Here is a 15,051-nt window from a genome sequence, read left to right as displayed (position 1 = left end):
CGGCTACTCGCTCCGGGGCACCCCTGCGTGGTCGGAGACCACACGCCGGAACAGGTCGTGGCCGGTCGGCGGCGGTGCAGACGGTCTCGTACGGTTCGCCGAGCACGCCGAGGAGTTGTGGGGGCGGGGAAGCCGCCTGCCCGAGTAGGGAAAGGGACTCGGTCACCAGCCGGCGACGACCTCCCGCCCCTGCGGGATGGCGAGGTCGAGCAGGCCGGGGAAGCGGGCGTCGAGGTCGTCCCGGCGTAGTTGGTTCAGCCGCCGGGTGCCCTCGTCGCGTTGGCGGATGACGCCGGCTTCCCGCAGGACTTTGAAGTGGCCGCTTTGCGTGGACTTGCTGACCGGTAGCGCGAAGGTCGTGCACGCCAGTTCCCCGTCGGGTCCGGCGTCGGCAAGGCGGGCGACGATGGCCAGCCGGACCGGGTCGCTCAGGGCGGCCAGCACGGTGGTGAACCGCAGGTGGTCGCGGGCGGGGTGGACGAGTTCGGTCGCGGTGCGGCTGGCCATGCTTCCAGGATACCCAAGCATGTTCGGGGGGTCCGAACATCTGCTATGTTCGGCGGCTCCGAACATGATGCTTGGGGAGGAACGATGTCGATCGATCGCCTTGGAGCGCGGGCCGGCAGTCGGCCGCCACGCGGTGCCCGCGTTTCCGGCTCGCCGGACACGATCTCGGGCGGGCGGCCCTCGTCCGTCGGGCGATGGCGGTTCTGGGGCGCCGCGTACACGCTGCTGATCCTGCTGACCGGCACGAATCTGCCGACGCCGCTGTACCGGGGCTACGAGGCGCGCTTCGGGTTCTCACCGCTGGTCGTCACGCTGATCTTCGCCGCATACGTGGCCGTGCTGATCCCCTGTCTGCTGCTCGCCGGCCCGCTCTCGGACGCGGTCGGCCATCGCAGGGTGCTGCTGCCGGCGGTGGCCGTGGCCGTACTGGGATCGCTGGTCTTCGCCCTCGCCGACGGTACGGGGTGGCTGTTCGCCGCCCGTATGCTCCAGGGCCTCGCCATCGGAGCGGCCTCGGGATCGCTCACCGCGGCGCTGACGGAGCTCGAACCGTCCGGCAACCGCCGCAAGGCGGCGCTGGTCTCCACCGTGGCCTCCGTGGGCGGGCTGGGACTCGGCCCCGTGCTGGCCGGTCTGCTCGCCCAGTACGCCCCGGCGCCGTACGTCCTGCCCTACGCGATCGAGATCGCCCTGCTGATACCCGCGGCGGCAGCCGTCCTCGCGCTGCCCGCGACGCGCTCCGGCAAGCGGTGGCGCCCCCGCCGGCCGGGAATCCCGCACGCCATGCGGGCGGTGTTCGCGACCAGCGGGACGGCCGGGTTCCTCGCGTTCGCCGTGATCGGGCTGTTCCTGACCCTCGTGCCCACCTACGTCGCCACGCTCTCGGGCAGCGGCAACCTGCTCCTGGGCGGTGCGGCCGTGGCCCTGATGCTGGCCTGCTCCGCCCTCGCCCAGCTGATCGGCTACGGCAGGCCGGCGCGGGCCCTGGAGCTGGCGGGGCTCCCGCTGCTGGCCGCCGGGCTGGTGCTGCTCGCCCTCGCGGGTGGCGTCGCCTCGCTGCCCCTGCTGCTCGCCGCCACCGTGATCGCCGGCATCGGCCAGGGCCTGGTCTTCCTGGGCGGCCTGACCGCGGTCAACCAGGCGGCCCCCGCCGAACGCCGGGCCGACGTGATCTCCAGCTTCTACGTGATCATGTACCTCGGTGTCGGCCTGCCCGTCATCGGTGTCGGCCTCCTCGCCGCGGCGGTCGGCCTGCTCGCTGCTGTGCAGTACTTCGCCTGCGTTGTCGCCGCGCTGTGCCTGATGGTGCTGCTCGCTCTGGCCATCGCCCTCGTCCGGGCGCCCGCCCGCCGGTGACCAGCGGCGCCGCGCGGGCGGAACGCGGCCGCCGCTCCGGCCGGGTCCCTACGGCCGTGTCGGCCAGATCAGTGCCTGGGCGACGATGACGCGTTCGCCGTCGAAGGTGACGGCGGGGCCTTCGTGCAATGCGTAACCGAGTTCCAGCATTTCGCTCACGCGGCGGCAGAACGTGGCATCGTCCGGTCCGGTCAAGACGCGATAGGCGGGTAATCCGTCCGGTGGTGTGGTCATGAGGAGAAGGATTCCAGACGCGCTCGCCCATCGAGCGAGCGGGCGGGGCCGTGCGCATCCCGCGTGCGGCCGCCGGCCGGCCACTGCCTTGTGCTGAATACGGGTGATCGGGGCGGCGGCGGGCCGCGAGCGACGGCGCGCGACCGGTGGCTTTGCTGCACAGTGCTGGCAGCGAACCGGATATCACCGCCCGTCAGGAGAGCGCCGTGCACGCATTTTCCTACTGTGCGACGCGGGGGGCGCGGGGTCCGCGCCCCGGCCGGCTTGTCGCGTCGCTGTTCGTTGTGCTGCTGGTTCTGGCGGGCGGTTCTTCCGGGGGTGGGTACGCGGTCGCGTCCGTATCGACCGGTGATCCGGTGGCGCCGTACGACGGGAGGGACGGGGCGGTCCGGTGTTCCACTCCTGGGGACTGTCTTCCGGAGCGGGTGGTTCTGACGCCTGGGGCCGGTTCCCGTACGGAGGGTGGGCCTGCCTCCCCGTCGACGGGGCGCCCCGCTCTGCCCGCCACCGGCGGGGGCCCGCTGATCCCGGTGGCCGCGTTCGGAGCGGTGCTGATCATTGTGGGGGCCGTGGCCGCCGCGGTGGGGCGGGACCGGTGGAACCGTCGGCGGCGGAGGGCGAGGGAGGGGCCCGCGGGGCATTGACAGGGGTTCGGGGTGGCGTGATGATCCGCGGCACCCACCACGTGAACGTAAGTTCACTACGCATGCTGGTCGCCGGGCGCACCGCCGACCGCTTCGGCCCGGTCCGCGTCTCGGCCGTCTGGTTCCTGCTCACCGCCGCCGGAGCGCTGCTGGCTGGGTCACCGGCATCGGCCGTACGGGCGCGGTCGCCGGACCCTGGCTCGGCGGCACGCTGGCCGCGAGCGGCGACGACCGCCTCGGTTTCCTCGCGTTCGCGCCGGCGGGGCTGGTCGGTGCGGTGCGTGTCGCGCTGGTTCCGGTGACCCGCCGGGGTGCCGGGCGAGGCGTGGGGCGGGTCCGGGTGGAGGCGGCCGTGACCCGGTGACGGGGCAGTGATGATCATGGATCAGGTTCCGTGGGGCAGGAGGTGATCAATGCAGTCGTACGCGTCCCGCGGAAGTGAAGGAGCTCCTGCCTGTGGCCGCACCCTGGAGAGTTGACGGTGTGTCACCCGGTTCCGGTGTCCGGTCCGGTGCCCGCGCTTACCCGATGCGGCGGACGATGTTCGTCCTGGCCGTGCTCGGCGCCCTGATCTGCGGCGGCTACCTCGCCGTACGGGAAGCGGTCCGGTGGGCGGTGGCGCACCCGGGCCCGGCCCTCGGCGTGGGCGCCGTCGTCCTCCCGCTGCTCGTGGTCGTGGCCGTGGTGGCGGTCCGCGGTATGCCGCGGCTGCGTGAGCTGCGGCGGGCGGCGCGGGCGGGAAAGGCGGAGGCCGAGGCGGAGGTGGCGGCGATGGCGGCGACCGCTCCGGTCGCGCAGGCCGCTCCGGTGGTCGAGGTCGAGGCGGCCGACGCGGCGCCGTGGCGTGTCGAGGACTTCCTCGCCCTCGACGCGGACGGCTTCGAGCAGGCGATAGCCCGCCTCTGCGAACGGGACGGCTGCCGGGACGTCCAGGTGGTCGGCGGCGCGGGGGACCTGGGCGCGGACGTACTGGCCACCGCGTCCGACGGCCGTCGGCTCATCATCCAGTGCAAGCGGTACGGCGAGACGAACAAGGTCGGCTCCCAGGACGTACAGCGCTTCGGCGGCACCTGCTTCACGGTGCACGAGGCCGAGGTCGCCGCCGTCGTCACCACGAGCACCTTCACCGAACCGGCCGCCGACTACGCCGCCACCTGCGGCATCCGCTGCTTCGACGGCGAACGGCTGGTCGCCTGGGCGAACGGGGACGGGGCGACGCCCTGGGGATGATGGCACGCACCTGAGCTCTCGGTGTTCACTCGGGGAGTATCACTTCGGCCTTCCGACGCTCTTCGAGAAGGCGTTGACGGACTCTTCCATGAGCTTCACGAACTTCGTGTGGCCCTTCTCGCCCGCGTGGGCACGAATCCACGCGTTCACCTGCATGGGATTGTCCCAACAGGAGGAACGGGCGCCGCACAGCGCGCCATCGTCCTGTTCGGTGATGCACTCGACGGAGTGCTTCCGGATGCCGGTGATCTGGACTTCCATGCAGGTCGGCGCGGGAGCGGGGGTTGCCATGGTCGTACCTTCGGGTCGGGGGAGGTCGGGGGCGGTCTCACTGTCGCCACTGGTGCGCATGAGGAGCATGCCGTCGTGACCGCTTGCGCGCATGAGCCGGGTGAGGGTTACCCGGCTGGGGCTGGGGCTGGGGTTGGGGCTGAGGCGGGAACTCGGGGTGGGGTTCGAGTTGGTCACTTTGGTCACCGTTCCTGGGGACATCGGAAGATGTGACGGCAGGCGCGTACTGGGCCGTGTCTTCGGCGGTCTTCGGACGTTTGGCAGAGAGGGTGTACGGCCGAACCAGTAGGCCGTTCAGCTACGGCAGTTCCAGCGGTCGGGTCACGTGTTGAGCGTCGCGTGCTGGTCAGCGTCATGTCGGAGCGGCGGGGGCGGATGTGGGTGGTCCTGGGGCAGGTTCGCCCCTCTTCGTAGCGGTTGCACTACCGGGCAGCATCAGCGTGGCCCAGTGTCGAGCACCCTTCAACCTGTCAATTCGGCATGGAAGGTCGGTGATCGCCCTTGAATCGCAAGGAGCTGCAGCCGGACAGTAGCCCTCAAGCCGCCTTTGGGGCGCGACTTCGCGGTATGCGAGAGGGACGGGGCTGGACACAGGACAGCCTGGCCGAGCGCATGGGGTACTCCAGCGTGCATATTTCGGCGGTGGAAACTGGTCGCAAACCTTCGACCCTGCGTTTTTCGCGCAGTGCGGACAGGGCCTTCGGACTCGAAGGCAAGGCGGACACGTTCGAAAGCGAGTTCCGCGAGGTGAGGCACGGGAGCCTGTTGGAAGGGTTCCCGGAGTACGTCGCGCACGAGGGGAGGGCGATTGAGGTACGGCTCTACGAGGTGGGTGTCATCCCGGGTTTGCTTCAGACGGTGGAGTACGCAGCAACGCTGGAGGCGGATGCCGTACGGCGCGAGATGACTACGGCTGAACAGGCCCAGGAACGGGTGGCACTTGTGCCTCGCAGGCAAGCCGCGTTGGTCCGCAACCCATCCCCTCTGCTCCATGCGGTCCTCGACGAGAGCTGCGTTCGTCGGCCGATGGGGGACGCCGCGGTCATGGATGACCAGTTGGCCCGTCTGCTGAAGTTCGCGGAGATGCCGAACACGGTCCTCCAGGTCGCCCCCTTCAGCATGGGTGCGCGACGGCCGTTCAGCCTGCCCGTAACCGTGTTGACCATGGCCGACCGCTCGATCATGTCCTATGCCGAGTCAGCGCAGCGGGGGCATCTGGAACGCGATAGCGCGTCAGTCACGCTCATACTGAAGGCATACCATCAGTTGCAGGCCGAAGCGCTCTCCCAGGCGGCGTCCACGGCCATGATCGAAGAGCTTCGAAAGGGCTTCCAGTGACGACCGAATCCCCCCGATGGTTCAAGTCTTCGTACAGCGGCAACGGCGGCCAGTGCATAGAGGTCGCCACCAACCTCGTCGCCTCTCGCGGCCTGGTCCCCGTTCGTGACAGCAAGGACCCGAACGGCCCGGTCCTGACGCTGCACCCCACCTCCTTCGCCGGACTGGTTGAGTTCGCCCGGCAGGCAGCCGTCTGATTCAACCGCCTGAACGGCCCACAAGCCCCGCCACCCCTGCACCACCGGAGCGGCGGGGCTTCCTCATGCTCTGGGCCTCATGCCCTAAGCGGGGGGCACCCGCAGAAACCGCCCCGCCGTACGCAGATCCGCCTCGATGCGCGCCGCGGCCGCCCGCAGCGGGGGCAGGAAGGCGTCGCGGTCCTCGGCGGGGGAGCGGCGGCCCGCGTGGGTGGAGATGTTGACGGCGGCGACGACGTGGGCGTCGCGGTCGCGGACGGGCACGGCGATCGAGCGCAGGCCCTCCTCCAGCTCCTCGTCCACCAGGGCGTAGCCGTCCTCGCCGACCTGTTCCAGGAGGGCCGTGAGGCGTTCGGGGGAGGTGACCGTGTGCTGGGTGAGCGGGGTGAGGGTGGTGCGGGAGAGATGGGCGGTGCGTTCTGCCGGGGGGAGGTCCGCGAGCAGGACCCGGCCCATGGAGGTCGGGTAGGCCGGGAAGCGGGTGCCCACGGTGATGTTGACGCTCATGATCCGTACGGTGGGGACCCGCGCCACGTACTGGATGTCCGTACCGGACAGCACCGCCATCGACGCGGAGTCGTGCACCTGCTCCACCAGCGTCACCAGATGGGGCTGGGCGATCTCCGGCAGCGTCAGGCCCGACAGCGCGGCGAAGCCCAGGTCGAGCACCTTCGGGGTGGGGCGGAAGAGGCGGCCGTCCGAGGCGAGGTAGCCGAGGTGTTCCAGGGTGATCAGGGCGCGCCGGGCGGTGGCCCGGGCGAGGCCGGTGGCCTCGGCGACGGCGGTCAGCGGGAGTGCGGCGCGGCCGGTGCCGAACGCGGTGAGCGTGAGCAGGCCGCGGGCCAGTGACTCGACGAACTCCGGGCCCAGCTCCTGTTTGGAGGCCCGCATCCAGGAGGCGTGCCGGGTGGCGGGAGGCTCGGAGTCGGGGCGGGGCGGGGCGGGGTCGGCCAGGGTGCGTTCCATCTCGGCGACGGTCTCGCGCAGGCGGGGGAGTACGGCGGTGGGCAGGTCGGCGGCGGCCAGCCGGCTGGTGTGGCTGACGACGCTCACCGCGCACACCGGGCGGCCGTGGGGGTCGCGTACGGGCACGGCGATGGCGACCAGGCCCGGTTCGATCAGCTGGTCGTCCAGGGACCAGCCCGCGGTACGGGCCGCCTCGACCCGGGACGCGAAGTCCTCGCCGGGGTCCGTCGAACGCGTACCGCCGTTGCCGTCCCGGTACGCGAGGTCCGCGCCGAAGTTCTCCGGACCGCCCGTACCGCTGTTCCCGTCCCGGCGCGGCGGTACGGCAGGGAAGCCCGCGTCCGTGGGGTCCGCCGCGCGCCGCTCGCGCCAGCGCCGCCAGGCGTCCTCGTCCCAGTCGGCGGCGAACAGGGCCCCGGGGGCGCCCCGTTCGGCGGGCAGCAGGTCGCCGATGCGGAACGCGAGCGACATCGCGCGCCGCCGTGTCGCCTGGTGGACGAAGCGCACCCCGTCACCGTCCGGTACGGCGAGCGAGACCGACTCGTCCAGCGCGTCGGCGAGCCGTTCGGCGGCCGGGCCGAGCCGGTCGGGCAGTTCGGAGGCGGCCAGGTAGGCGTTGCCCAGTTCCAGCAGGCCGGGCGCGAGCACCGCGTCCCGGCCCTCGACGCGTACGTACCCGAGGCGGGCCAGGGTGCTCAGGACGCGGTCGACGGTGGAGCGCGCCAGGCCGGTCGCGCGGACGAGGTCGCCGACGGCCTGCCGCCTGCCGCCCGTGGAAAGCGCGCGCAGCACGGACAGGCTGCGCATCAGCGGGCCCACCGCCTCCTGGGGCGGCGGCGGAGCGTCGGTGGCGGGGTGCGTCATGGGCTCTCCACGGTGCGGAAATCTCGTCGGAACCGTACCCGGTGACCCGTTGACAGGGCTGGGAGAGGGGGACAGACTCAGGGCACGCCGAAAAAGTGAACTTCAGTTCACCTGGCGAACGAGAGGGGCGCAGGGGCCCGTACGGCTGCGGGCGCCGGCACCGCGGATCGACGCGAGGGTGAGGACATGGCCGACATCCGTTCCCTGCACGACGCCGTCGGGGACCTGATCCACGACGGGGACACCGTCGCGCTGGAGGGCTTCACCCACCTGATCCCGTTCGCCGCGGCGCACGAGATCATCCGGCAGGGCATCACCGGCCTGACGCTGGTCCGTATGACGCCGGACGTGGTCTACGACCAGCTCATCGGCGCGGGCGCGGCCCGCAAACTGGTCTTCTCCTGGGGCGGCAACCCCGGCGTCGGCTCCCTGCACCGCTTCCGCGACGCGGTCGAGAACGGCTGGCCCCGCCCGCTGGAGCTGGACGAACACAGCCACGCCGGAATGGCCAACCGCTATGTCGCCGGCGCCTCGCGGCTGCCGTTCGCGGTGCTGCGCGGCTACCGCGGCAGCGGCATCCCCGGCCGTACGGACACCGTCGCCACCGTCACCTGCCCCTTCACCGGCGAGGAGCTGGCCGCCGTCGCCGCCCTCAACCCGGACGTCACGGTCATCCACGCCCAGCAGGCCGACCGCGGCGGCAACGTACAGCTGTGGGGCCTGACCGGGGTGCAGAAGGAAGCGGTGCTGGCCGCCCGGCGGGTGCTGGTCACCGTCGAGGAGATCGTCGACGGGGCGCTGGAGCCCCGGCCCGGCTCGGTGGTGCTGCCGGGCTGGGTGATCGACGCCGTCGCGGAGGTGCCCGGCGGCGCCCACCCCTCGTACGCGGCCGGGTATTCGGTCCGGGACAACGACTTCTACCAGGAGTGGGACGCCGTCTCCCGCGACCGGGACACGTTCGCGCGCTGGCTGGACGACAACGTACGGAAGGCGACTCGATGAGCGGCACGGTCGGTGATACGGGCAGGGGTACGGCCAGTGATACGGGCGACGGCGCGGACGCCGGTACAGGCGACGACGCGCGCTGGGGGCGCGACGAGCTGATGGAGATCAACGCGGCCCGGGCGCTGACCGGCGCGCACAGCTGCTTCGTCGGCATCGGACTCCCCAGTACGGCCGCCAACCTCGCGCGCCGCACCGTCAACCCCGACCTGGTCCTGGTCTACGAATCCGGCACCATCGGCTCCCGTCCGACCCGGCTGCCCCTGTCCATCGGCGACGGCGAACTGGCCGACACCGCCGACGCGGTGGTGTCCGTGCCCGAGATGTTCAACTACTGGCTCCAGGGCGGCCGGATCGACGTGGGCTTCCTCGGCGCCGCCCAGCTCGACCGGTTCGCCAACATCAACACCACCGTCGTGGACCGCGGCCCGGACCGGCCCGAGGGCCGCCTGCCCGGCGCGGGGGGCGCCCCCGAGATCGCCGCCAACTGCGGCGAGGTCCTCATCGTGCTGCGGCACACCCGCCGCAACCTCGTGCCCGCGCTCGACTTCGTCACCACCCTCGGCCACGGCACCGGGCCGGGCGACCGCGCCGCCCTCGGCATGCGCGGCGCCGGACCCACCGCCGTCATCACCGACCTCGGCATCCTGCGCCCGCACCCGGACACCGCCGAACTGGAGCTGACCACGCTGCACCCCGGCGCCACGGTGGAACAGGCCCGGGAGGCGACCGGATGGGACCTGCGCGTGGCAGAGGGCCTGACGGTCACCGAAGCGCCCACCGAGGCCGAACTGTCCGCTCTGCGCGCGCTCAAGGGAGCCGGAAGGAGGGCAGCATGAGCTCCATGGATGTCCGTGATGTGTATGTGGTGGATGCGGTGCGGACGCCGGTCGGCCGGTATGGCGGTGCGCTCAGTGGTGTGCGGCCCGATGATCTGGCGGCGCATGTGGTGCGGGCGCTGGTGGAGCGCACGCCGCGGCTGGATCCGGCGCGGATCGATGATGTGGTGTTCGGGGATGCGAACGGGGCGGGGGAGGACAACCGCAATGTGGCGCGGATGGCGGTGCTGCTGGCCGGGCTGCCGGTGACGGTGCCGGGGGTGACGGTCAACCGGCTGTGCGGCTCCGGCCTGGAGGCGGTGATCCAGGCTGCCCGCAGTATTGCCCTGGGCGATGCGCAGGTGGTGCTGGCCGGCGGGGTGGAGTCGATGAGCCGCGCCCCCTACGTGCTGCCCAAGCCCGAGCGGGCCTTCCCGGCCGGGCACCAGGAGCTGTTCTCCTCCACGCTGGGCTGGCGCATGACCAACCCTGGTATGGCGCCGGAGTGGACGGTGGCGCTGGGCGAGGGCGCGGAGCTGATCGCCGACAAGTACGGCATCGACCGGGCGGCGCAGGATGCGTTTGCGCTGGCCAGTCACCGCAAGGCGGCGCGCGCCTGGGACGAGGGGGCCTATGCCGCTGAGGTGGTGCCGGTGCCGGGGGTGGATCTGGCCCGTGATGAGTCGATCCGGGCCACCACCACGGCGGAGGCGCTGGGCAGGCTGCGGCCGGCCTTTCGCCCGGAGGGCGGGACGGTCACCGCGGGCAATGCCTCTCCGCTGAGCGACGGCGCCGCCGCCCTGCTGCTGGCCGATGAGCGGGGGCTGCGGGCCACCGGCCGTGACCCGCTGGCCCGCATCGGTGCGAGCGCGGTGACCGGCATCGAGCCGCAGCTGTTCGGCCTGGGCCCGGTCGAGGCGGTGCGCCGCGCCCTGCACAAGGCCGGGCGGGGTTTGGGGGATCTGGCGGTGGTGGAGCTGAACGAGGCGTTCGCGGCGCAGGCGCTGGGCTGTCTGGCGCAGTGGCCCGGTCTGGATTCGGAGGTGGTCAATCCGCGCGGCGGGGCGATTGCGCTGGGGCATCCGCTGGGGGCGTCCGGGGCGCGGCTGGCCGGGGCGGTGGCCCATCAGCTGGCCGCCCGCGGCCGCGGTACCGGCCTGGCCGCCCTGTGCATCGGCGTCGGCCAGGGCCTCGCCCTCACCCTCGAACACTGACCGGCCCGCCCATCCGGAGCCCGCACCCCCGCCCCGTACGCACCGGGCGGGACAACCCCACCGGCCCTACGTCTGGAGAAGCCCGATGACTCCACGGAGCGCATCCGCCGCCCCGGCACCCCCGGCCGCCACCGCTCCGGCCCCGGCTCCGCCGCCTCCGGCCCCGGCTCCGCCGCCTCCGGCCCCCGAACCGCAGTCCGTCATCGACCGCGAGATCGCCGCGCTGCACAGCGCCGCCGCCGACGCCCGTGCGGCGGGCGGCCCCGTACCGGCGCACCCCGGCCGCGACTTCGCCCCGTACCGCAGCACCCGCCTGCGCCACCCGCGGCAGCCGCTCGCGGCGATCGACGCGCTGCGCGACCCGGAGGCCGTCGAACTGTCCGGGCCCGCCTTCGGTGTCACCGACGTGACCGCCCTGGACGCCGATCTGACCCGGCAGCACGCCGGTGAACCGCTCGGCGAGCGGATCACCGTCACCGGCCGGGTACGGGACCGCGCGGGCCGCCCGGTGCGCGGGCAGCTCGTGGAGATCTGGCAGGCCAACGCCGCGGGCCGGTACGCCCATCAGCGCGATCAGCATCCGGCGCCGCTCGACCCCCACTTCACCGGTGTCGGCCGCTGTCTGACGGACGACGAGGGGCGGTACGCGTTCACCACCGTGCGGCCCGGCGCCTACCCGTGGCGCAACCACCACAACGCCTGGCGCCCGGCGCACATCCACTTCTCGCTCTTCGGCACCGCCTTCACCCAGCGGCTCGTCACCCAGATGTACTTCCCCGGCGACCCGCTGTTCCCGTACGACCCGATCCTGGCCTCGTGCACCGACCCGCAGGCCCGCGCCCGGCTGGTCTGCGCCTACGACCCGGAACTGGCCCGCGCGGAGTGGTCCCTCGGCTACCGCTGGGACATCGTGCTGGACGGACCGTCCGCCACCTGGACCGAGGAGGAACGCTGATGTCCACCCCCTCCACATCGCACGAGCACCCGGGCGTACCGCACCAGCCGGCCCCGGCGCAGGAGACGCCCGGAACCCTCGCCCCCACCCCCTCCCAGACCATCGGCCCCTTCTACGGCTACGCGCTGCCGTTCCCCGGCGGCGGGGAGATGGCCCCCACCGGCCACCCCGACACCATCACCCTGCACGGCCGCGTCCTCGACGGAGCGGGCGAGCCGGTGCCGGACGCGCTGCTGGAGTTCTGGCAGGCGGGACCGGACGGGAGTCTGCGCGGCGCGCCCGGCTCGCTGCGCCGCGACCCGGCGACCGGCGCGGTCATCGGGCGCGACGGTGTGGAGTTCACCGGCTTCGGCCGGGTGCCGACCGACGCCGACGGCCGTTATGCGCTGCGTACGCTGCCCGCCACCGCACCGGCGGACCGGCCGGCCGCGGCGCCGTACATCGCGGTGTGCGTCTTCGCCCGCGGCCTGCTGCACCATCTGTTCACCCGGGTGTACTTCCCGGAGCACACGGCGGCCCACGCGGCGGACCCGCTGCTGTCACAGCTTCCCGCGCACCGGGCACGCACCCTGGTCGCACGGGCCGACGGCGAACGGCGGTACCGCTTCGACATCCGCCTCCAGGGCCGTGCTGCGGAGGACGGCGACGAGGCGAGCGAGGAGACGGTCTTCCTTGAGTTCCGCTGATGACGGTCTGCTGCCCGCGGACGATGGCCTGTTGGCCTCGGACCACGGCCTGTTGGCCTCGGACGACGGCCTGCTGGCCCCGGGCCGGGTGGACTCCGCCGTGGAGGCCGCCACCGGTGACGCCGCGTACGTACGTGCCCTGCTGGACGCGGAAGCGGCCCTGACGCGGGCCCAGGCGGCCGTCGGCCTGGCGCCGTCCGCGGCGGCCGAGGCCGTCACCGCGGCCGCGCGCGACACCGGCCGGTACGACGCCCGCGACCTGGCGGTACGGGCCCGTTCCGGCGGCAACCCGGTCATCCCGCTGGTCGGCGCCCTCACCTCCGCCGTGGCCGAACGGGCCCCGGACGCCGCCGCCTACGTCCACCGCGGCGCCACCAGCCAGGACATCCTCGATACCGCCACCATGCTCGTCTGTTCGCGCGCCCTGGCCGCCGTGCTCGGCGACCTGGACGACACCGCGGCCGCCCTGGCCCGGCTGGCGGTCGAGCACCGCGACACGCCGATGGCGGGCCGCACGCTCACCCAGCACGCGGTGCCGACCACGTTCGGTCTCAAGGCCGCGGGGTGGCGCGGGCTGGTGCTGGACGCCCGGGACCGGCTCGCCGCCGTACGGGCCGCGCTGCCCGCGCAGTTGGGCGGCGCGGCGGGCACCCTCGCGGCGTTCCACGCGTTCGCGGAGGCGGACGGCCGGGGGCCGGTGCCCGACCTCGGGCCGCAGCTGCTCGCCGCGTACGCGGCCGAGACCGGCCTCGCCGAGCCCGTGCTGCCCTGGCACACGCTGCGCACCCCCGTCGCCGACCTGGCGGGCGCGCTGGCGCACACCGCCGGGGCCCTCGGCAAGGTCGCCGCCGATGTGCTGGCCCTGTCCCGTACGGAGATCGGCGAGTTGGCCGAGGGCAGCGGCGGCGGCTCCTCCGCGATGCCGCACAAGGCCAACCCCGTACGGGCCACGCTGATCGCCGCCACGGCCCGGCAGGTCCCCGCGCTGGCCGGGGTGCTGTACGGGTCCCTGGCCGCCGAGGACGAACGGCCGGCCGGGGCCTGGCACGCGGAGTGGCAGCCGCTGCGCGACGCCCTCCGGCTGGTGGGCGGCGCGGCCCGGGACGCCGCCGAACTGGCCGCCGGACTGCGGGTACGTACGGAGCGGATGCGCGCCAACCTCGCCGCGACCGGCGGCGGGATCGTCGCCGAACGCCTCGCGGCCGTGCTCGGCGCCCACCTTGGACGTGATGCGGCCAAACGGCTGCTCACCGATGTGTCGCGTCGGGCCGCAGAGGACGGCACCGGCCTGGCCGAGGCGCTGGACCGCGCCTTGCGCGCCCGGCACCCCGCCGTCGCCTACGCCTTCCCCGCCGCCCGGCTGCGGGAACTGGCCGATCCGGCCGCGTACACCGGCTCGGCCGGAGCGCTCGTGGACCGCGCCCTGCGCCGCCCCGGCGCGCAGCCCGCCGCCCCGACCCCGCAGGAGAACGCATGACCGGCACCACCGCCCACCCGCTCCCGCACCACCGCGAAGACGGCCCCGCCGACGCGCCTCCGCTCATCCTGGGCCCGTCCCTGGGGACGTCGCTCGCGGTGTGGGAGCCCCAAATGGCGGCACTGGCGCGACAGTTCCGCGTCGTCCGCTGGGACCTTCCCGGGCACGGCGGGACTCCGTACGACGTACTTCTGGGCCGTACGGACGGAACTGCCGGTACGGACGGAACTGCCCGTGCGGACGGAACTGCCCGTGCGGACGGGACTGCCCCCACGGAAGGCACCGCCCACACCGTCGCCGACCTGGCCGCACTCGTCCTCGCCCTCGCCGACTCCCTCGGCATCGACCGGTTCGCGTACGCCGGGATCTCCCTGGGCGGCGCGGTCGGCGCCTGGCTCGCGGTCCACCACCCCGAGCGGATCGCGTCCCTCGCGCTGGTCTGCTCCTCGGCCCGCTTCGGCGAACCGGAAGGGTGGCACGAACGGGCCGCGCTCGTACGGGAGCAGGGCATGGCGGCGATCGCCGAGACCACTCCCGGCCGCTGGTTCACCCCGGCGTTCGTCGGTACGCCGGAGGCGCGCGACCTTCTGGACGGGCTGCGGACCGTGGCGCCCGAGGGGTACGCGGCGTGCTGTGACGCGCTCGCCACCTACGATCTGCGCGGTGACCTGGGCCGGATCGGCGCGCCCACGCTCGTCGTCGCCGGTCGCGACGACCCCGCGACCCCGCCCGCGCACGCCCGTGAACTCGCCGACGGCATCCCGGGCGCGAGCCTCACCGAACTGGCCGGTGCCGCCCACCTGGCCAACGCCGAACGGCCCGCGCAGGTGCTCGCCGCGCTCCTCGGCCATCTCACGGCGTACCCGGCGGACGGCGGCGCCACCGACGACCGCACGCGGCATGCCGCCGGTACCACCGTCCGCCGCGCCGTCCTCGGTGACGCCCACGTCGACCGCGCGACCGCCCGCACCACCGCCTTCACCGCCGTCTTCCAGGACTTCATCACCCGCTACGCCTGGGGCGAGATCTGGACCCGGCCCGGACTGTCCCGGCACACCCGCAGTTGCGTCACCATCACCGCGCTGGTCGCGCGCGGGCACCACGAAGAGCTGGAGCTGCACCTGCGCGCCGCCCTGCGCAACGGCCTGACCGCCGAGGACATCCAGGAAGTCCTGCTCCAGTCGGCCGTCTACTGCGGCGTGCCCGCCGCGAACTCCGCGTTCGTGCTGGCAGACCGTGTCATCGCCGAACACCGGGAAGGAAAGTGACCCC

At 73.3% G+C, this 15,051-nt stretch carries 16 protein-coding genes; 12 read left to right on the top strand and 4 right to left on the bottom strand.

Annotation, left to right across the window (positions count from 1 at the left end):
- Nucleotides 1-162: 162 nt before the first annotated feature.
- Nucleotides 163-507, bottom strand: coding sequence for an ArsR/SmtB family transcription factor (locus CP984_RS08155; protein WP_003986314.1), 345 nt, complete (start codon nt 505-507; stop codon nt 163-165).
- A gap of 84 nt (nt 508-591) precedes the next feature.
- Here CP984_RS08155 and CP984_RS08150 point away from each other — a divergent pair, with 84 nt between their 5' ends.
- The gene (locus CP984_RS08150) at nt 592-1,863 is read left to right on the top strand and encodes an MFS transporter (RefSeq protein WP_003986315.1); all 1,272 of its coding nucleotides are present in this window, start codon (nt 592-594) and stop codon (nt 1,861-1,863) included.
- A 48-nt stretch (nt 1,864-1,911) separates the two neighbouring features.
- Here CP984_RS08150 and CP984_RS08145 read toward each other — a convergent pair whose 3' ends face one another.
- On the bottom strand, nt 1,912-2,097 hold the full coding sequence (locus CP984_RS08145) for a DUF1737 domain-containing protein (RefSeq protein WP_030182917.1): 186 nt from the start codon (nt 2,095-2,097) through the stop codon (nt 1,912-1,914).
- A 706-nt stretch (nt 2,098-2,803) separates the two neighbouring features.
- Here CP984_RS08145 and CP984_RS08140 point away from each other — a divergent pair.
- Both CP984_RS08140 and CP984_RS08135 read left to right on the top strand, forming a co-directional pair.
- Complete coding sequence (locus tag CP984_RS08140) at nt 2,804-3,043, top strand: hypothetical protein (RefSeq protein ID WP_003986317.1); 240 nt, start codon at nt 2,804-2,806, stop codon at nt 3,041-3,043.
- A 226-nt stretch (nt 3,044-3,269) separates the two neighbouring features.
- Nucleotides 3,270-3,971, top strand: coding sequence for a restriction endonuclease (locus CP984_RS08135; protein WP_032922135.1), 702 nt, complete (start codon nt 3,270-3,272; stop codon nt 3,969-3,971).
- Nucleotides 3,972-4,010: 39 nt separating this feature from the next.
- Here the strand turns inward: CP984_RS08135 and CP984_RS08130 are convergent, their stop codons facing one another.
- Complete coding sequence (locus CP984_RS08130) at nt 4,011-4,262, bottom strand: DUF7848 domain-containing protein (RefSeq protein WP_003986320.1); 252 nt, start codon at nt 4,260-4,262, stop codon at nt 4,011-4,013.
- A gap of 501 nt (nt 4,263-4,763) precedes the next feature.
- On the opposite strand from CP984_RS08130, the gene CP984_RS08125 reads away from it, so the two are divergent.
- Together CP984_RS08125 and CP984_RS08120 are read left to right on the top strand one after the other, a co-directional pair.
- Nucleotides 4,764-5,600 (top strand): helix-turn-helix domain-containing protein, encoded by an 837-nt coding sequence (locus CP984_RS08125; RefSeq protein ID WP_030182912.1) that lies wholly within the window; start codon nt 4,764-4,766, stop codon nt 5,598-5,600.
- Nucleotides 5,597-5,797 carry a DUF397 domain-containing protein gene (locus CP984_RS08120; protein WP_003986325.1) on the top strand — a complete coding sequence of 67 codons (201 nt, stop codon included), beginning with the start codon at nt 5,597-5,599 and terminating at the stop codon, nt 5,795-5,797. The genes CP984_RS08125 and CP984_RS08120 overlap by 4 nt, the downstream gene beginning before the upstream one ends.
- An 84-nt stretch (nt 5,798-5,881) precedes the next feature.
- Here CP984_RS08120 and CP984_RS08115 read toward each other — a convergent pair whose 3' ends face one another.
- The gene (locus CP984_RS08115) at nt 5,882-7,627 is read right to left on the bottom strand and encodes an IclR family transcriptional regulator domain-containing protein (protein WP_003986326.1); all 1,746 of its coding nucleotides are present in this window, start codon (nt 7,625-7,627) and stop codon (nt 5,882-5,884) included.
- A 186-nt stretch (nt 7,628-7,813) separates the two neighbouring features.
- On the opposite strand from CP984_RS08115, the gene CP984_RS08110 reads away from it, so the two are divergent.
- The 7 genes from CP984_RS08110 (at nt 7,814) to pcaDC (ending at nt 15,047) form a co-directional block, all read left to right on the top strand.
- Nucleotides 7,814-8,629 (top strand): CoA transferase subunit A, encoded by an 816-nt coding sequence (locus tag CP984_RS08110; protein ID WP_003986327.1) that lies wholly within the window; start codon nt 7,814-7,816, stop codon nt 8,627-8,629.
- A 101-nt stretch (nt 8,630-8,730) separates the two neighbouring features.
- Nucleotides 8,731-9,468 (top strand): 3-oxoadipate--succinyl-CoA transferase, encoded by a 738-nt coding sequence (locus CP984_RS08105; protein ID WP_032922142.1) that lies wholly within the window; start codon nt 8,731-8,733, stop codon nt 9,466-9,468.
- Nucleotides 9,469-9,473: 5 nt separating this feature from the next.
- On the top strand, nt 9,474-10,661 hold the full coding sequence (locus CP984_RS08100; protein ID WP_151416134.1) for a thiolase family protein: 1,188 nt from the start codon (nt 9,474-9,476) through the stop codon (nt 10,659-10,661).
- An 85-nt stretch (nt 10,662-10,746) separates the two neighbouring features.
- Nucleotides 10,747-11,616, top strand: a complete 870-nt coding sequence (pcaH, locus tag CP984_RS08095; RefSeq protein WP_003983320.1) for a protocatechuate 3,4-dioxygenase subunit beta — start codon at nt 10,747-10,749, stop codon at nt 11,614-11,616.
- Nucleotides 11,616-12,302 (top strand): protocatechuate 3,4-dioxygenase subunit alpha, encoded by a 687-nt coding sequence (gene pcaG / locus CP984_RS08090; protein ID WP_003983319.1) that lies wholly within the window; start codon nt 11,616-11,618, stop codon nt 12,300-12,302. The genes pcaH and pcaG overlap by 1 nt, the downstream gene beginning before the upstream one ends.
- A 28-nt stretch (nt 12,303-12,330) precedes the next feature.
- Nucleotides 12,331-13,779, top strand: a complete 1,449-nt coding sequence (gene pcaB, locus CP984_RS08085) for a 3-carboxy-cis,cis-muconate cycloisomerase (protein WP_032921223.1) — start codon at nt 12,331-12,333, stop codon at nt 13,777-13,779.
- Nucleotides 13,776-15,047 carry a bifunctional 3-oxoadipate enol-lactonase/4-carboxymuconolactone decarboxylase PcaDC gene (gene pcaDC, locus CP984_RS08080; RefSeq protein ID WP_003983317.1) on the top strand — a complete coding sequence of 424 codons (1,272 nt, stop codon included), beginning with the start codon at nt 13,776-13,778 and terminating at the stop codon, nt 15,045-15,047. The genes pcaB and pcaDC overlap by 4 nt, the downstream gene beginning before the upstream one ends.
- The last annotated feature ends 4 nt before the right edge of the window (nt 15,048-15,051 follow it).

This window comes from Streptomyces rimosus (assembly GCF_008704655.1).
Lineage (GTDB): Bacteria > Actinomycetota > Actinomycetes > Streptomycetales > Streptomycetaceae > Streptomyces > Streptomyces rimosus.
The sequence above is the reverse complement of the archived record's forward strand: the minus strand, read 5'-3'. Positions and strand labels throughout refer to the sequence as shown.

Coding starts and splice junctions, on each gene's coding strand:
- CP984_RS08155 (WP_003986314.1), bottom strand. CDS start 507: ATGGCCAGCCGCACCGCGACCGAACTCGTCCACCCCGCCCGCGACCAC.
- CP984_RS08150 (WP_003986315.1), top strand. CDS start 592: ATGTCGATCGATCGCCTTGGAGCGCGGGCCGGCAGTCGGCCGCCACGC.
- CP984_RS08145 (WP_030182917.1), bottom strand. CDS start 2,097: ATGACCACACCACCGGACGGATTACCCGCCTATCGCGTCTTGACCGGA.
- CP984_RS08140 (WP_003986317.1), top strand. CDS start 2,804: ATGCTGGTCGCCGGGCGCACCGCCGACCGCTTCGGCCCGGTCCGCGTC.
- CP984_RS08135 (WP_032922135.1), top strand. CDS start 3,270: ATGCGGCGGACGATGTTCGTCCTGGCCGTGCTCGGCGCCCTGATCTGC.
- CP984_RS08130 (WP_003986320.1), bottom strand. CDS start 4,262: ATGGCAACCCCCGCTCCCGCGCCGACCTGCATGGAAGTCCAGATCACC.
- CP984_RS08115 (WP_003986326.1), bottom strand. CDS start 7,627: ATGACGCACCCCGCCACCGACGCTCCGCCGCCGCCCCAGGAGGCGGTG.
- CP984_RS08110 (WP_003986327.1), top strand. CDS start 7,814: ATGGCCGACATCCGTTCCCTGCACGACGCCGTCGGGGACCTGATCCAC.
- CP984_RS08105 (WP_032922142.1), top strand. CDS start 8,731: ATGGAGATCAACGCGGCCCGGGCGCTGACCGGCGCGCACAGCTGCTTC.
- CP984_RS08100 (WP_151416134.1), top strand. CDS start 9,474: ATGGATGTCCGTGATGTGTATGTGGTGGATGCGGTGCGGACGCCGGTC.
- pcaH (WP_003983320.1), top strand. CDS start 10,747: ATGACTCCACGGAGCGCATCCGCCGCCCCGGCACCCCCGGCCGCCACC.
- pcaG (WP_003983319.1), top strand. CDS start 11,616: ATGTCCACCCCCTCCACATCGCACGAGCACCCGGGCGTACCGCACCAG.
- pcaDC (WP_003983317.1), top strand. CDS start 13,776: ATGACCGGCACCACCGCCCACCCGCTCCCGCACCACCGCGAAGACGGC.